General features: G+C 71.7%; 2 protein-coding genes. One reads left to right on the forward strand and one right to left on the reverse strand.

Translation table 11 applies throughout. The features are described 5' to 3' along the window. On the reverse strand, positions 1-365 hold a 365-nt coding region (locus AB0J52_RS39175; RefSeq protein ID WP_500188149.1), incomplete at its 3' end, for a hypothetical protein. 203 nt (positions 366-568) lie between these two features. On the opposite strand from AB0J52_RS39175, the gene AB0J52_RS39180 reads away from it, so the two are divergent. After that, positions 569-1,363, forward strand: a complete 795-nt coding sequence (locus AB0J52_RS39180) for an aldo/keto reductase (RefSeq protein WP_500188151.1) — start codon at positions 569-571, stop codon at positions 1,361-1,363. Positions 1,364-1,714 lie beyond the last annotated feature (351 nt).

Below are 1,714 nucleotides of genomic sequence, written 5' to 3' on the forward strand. Positions count from 1 at the left end.
GTGGGCAGGATGAAGATCGAACTGCCTGGAACCGCGCGGCCGTGCAGCGGCGGGCTGAGCAGGCGGCGGTGCCGCCACCACGGCTCGCCGTCCAGGCACAGCAGCGACTCCTCGCCGACCAGCGGGCCGATGAACGCCCGCCGCATCTCGCCCGCGCGGCCCGGCCCGCCGTCGGTGGCGAAGACCTCCTCGGCCAGCTCGGCGGTCGCGACGCAGACCTCCGGCGGCAGCCCCGGGTAGCGCACCGTGAAGATCGGCCCGAACCGGCGGCGGCCCGCCTCGTAGAAGCCGAGCGGGTCGGCCATCAGCCAGGCGACCTGGGCCGCCGGGGGCATGCGGAAACCGGGAGGCAGGGGGGAGGGCATGGCGGGGCTCCTGTACGGGTGGCGGTACCCCCGATCGTGCCCGCCCCCTCCGGGACGTCACATCGTGGGAAACCCCGACATCTTTCATGCCCGTGTTTTCGGGGCATGGACCGGATGATCGGATGGCACCGCAACCGATGTGACCACGAGGAACTGGGGGGATCGTGACCGTATCCACTGTGCGGCTCAACAACGGCGTCGAGATGCCGCAGCTCGGCTACGGGGTCTGGCAGGTCTCCGACGACGAGGCCGAGAAGGCCGTCGCCGTCGCGCTGGAGACCGGCTACCGGAGCGTCGACACCGCGAGCGCCTACGAGAACGAGGCGGGCACCGGACGCGCGCTGCGCGCGTCCGGCATCGACCGCGACGAGCTCTTCGTCACCACCAAGCTGTTCAACTCCGACCAGGGCTACGACTCCACGCTGCGCGCCTTCGACGCCAGCATGGACCGGCTCGGCCTGGACGTGCTGGACCTGTACCTGATCCACTGGCCGGTGCCCTCGCACGGCAAGTACGTCGACACCTGGCGGGCGTTCGAGAAGCTCCACAAGGACGGCCGGATCCGCGCGATCGGCGTCTCCAACTTCACCGTCGGCACGCTGGAGCGGCTGTTCGCCGAGACCGACGTCAAGCCGGTGGTGAACCAGGTGGAGCTGCACCCGTACTTCCAGCAGGCGGGGCTGCGCGCGTTCAACGAGGAGCACGGCATCCGCACCGAGGCGTGGAGCCCGCTCGGCCAGGGCCGCGGCCTGCTGGAGGACCCGGCGCTCGCCCGCATCGGCGAGGCGCACGGCAAGACCCCGGCGCAGGTCGTGCTCCGCTGGCACCTGCAGCTCGGCAACATCGTCATCCCGAAGTCGGTCACGCCGTCCCGGATCGCCGAGAACTTCGACGTGTTCGACTTCGAGCTGACCGGCGAGGACATGGCCGCGATCGGCGCGATGGACGCCGACCGGCGGCTCGGCCCGGACCCGGCCACCTTCGACTGGATGGGCTGATCCGCCGGGCCGCCCCTATCGGGCCGGATCGGCTGGAACGGTTCCGCTCGGACGCCCCGTCCCGCCTCGCGCCGGACGGGGCGTCCCGCGTCCCGCGTCCGGCGAGATTCTCCGTTTTTGTCGGGTTTTCGCCTTTCCGCGGGTCGGGGACGCGTTCACGAGCCGGGCGATCAAGGTTGGCCGGGCCGTCACCGCGGTGTTCCCGAATCGGGCGATGTCGGGCAGGTACGTTCCGGCTATCTCACCCCCTGGAAGGGAGCCCGACCCCATGATCCGAGCCCGAGCCCTCGCGGCGGCCGCGGCCGTGCTGGTGCCGGTCGCCGCGCTCACGGCGACCGCCCTGCCCGCCGT

The sequence above is a fragment of the Spirillospora sp. NPDC049652 genome (assembly GCF_040675125.1).
In the GTDB taxonomy this organism is placed as follows: Bacteria; Actinomycetota; Actinomycetes; order Streptosporangiales; family Streptosporangiaceae; genus Spirillospora.

What these genes read in the sequence shown, in the direction of transcription:
- AB0J52_RS39180 (WP_500188151.1), top strand. Translation starts at nt 569, where the DNA reads ATGCCGCAGCTCGGCTACGGGGTCTGGCAGGTCTCCGACGACGAGGCC.